Raw genomic sequence first — 419 nt, forward strand, 5'->3', positions numbered from 1 at the left:
TGGTTCGGCAGCAGGGCAGAGCGAATAACCTGAGCGCTGCAGCACGTAGTGCATCGCTTCCTGTACCGAAGGATTCAGGTCGAGCGGAATGCTCACGTCAATGATTTGAGCGAGAAGATCACGTTGCTCTGCTGTGGGCTCGGTGCTGACCAGCGTATAGCGGCCATAGCGGAGCTCTGTCGGGTGACCCTCTTTGGCTCTACTCCTCGAAAGCTGGGCCCGATTGGAACTATCGGCATTCTCTGGACTAGTCGGTAATGGGGTGGGGATCTGCGCCGTGCAGGCGCTCAATAAACCCAGCAGGCAGACAGGCGTGAAAAAACGCTCCATGGAAAAAACCTCATGTCAGATTCAGTGCAGAACCTGACATGAGGTGAAGGAGCGGGTCAGTGAGTAAGTTGATTCAAGACGGGTCGTGT

General features: G+C 55.4%; 1 protein-coding gene. It reads right to left on the minus strand.

Features of this window, described 5'->3' with window-relative positions; genetic code table 11:
- Positions 1-330, minus strand: a 330-nt coding sequence (gene pilL2, locus SOP95_RS31795; RefSeq protein ID WP_442967808.1) for a PFGI-1 class ICE element type IV pilus protein PilL2, incomplete at its 3' end; no start/stop codon positions are given.
- Between the last annotated feature and the right edge of the window lie 89 nt (positions 331-419).

It is taken from the genome of Pseudomonas sp. YuFO8, assembly GCF_035065025.1.
GTDB classification, from domain to species: domain Bacteria; phylum Pseudomonadota; class Gammaproteobacteria; order Pseudomonadales; family Pseudomonadaceae; genus Aquipseudomonas; species Aquipseudomonas putida_AE.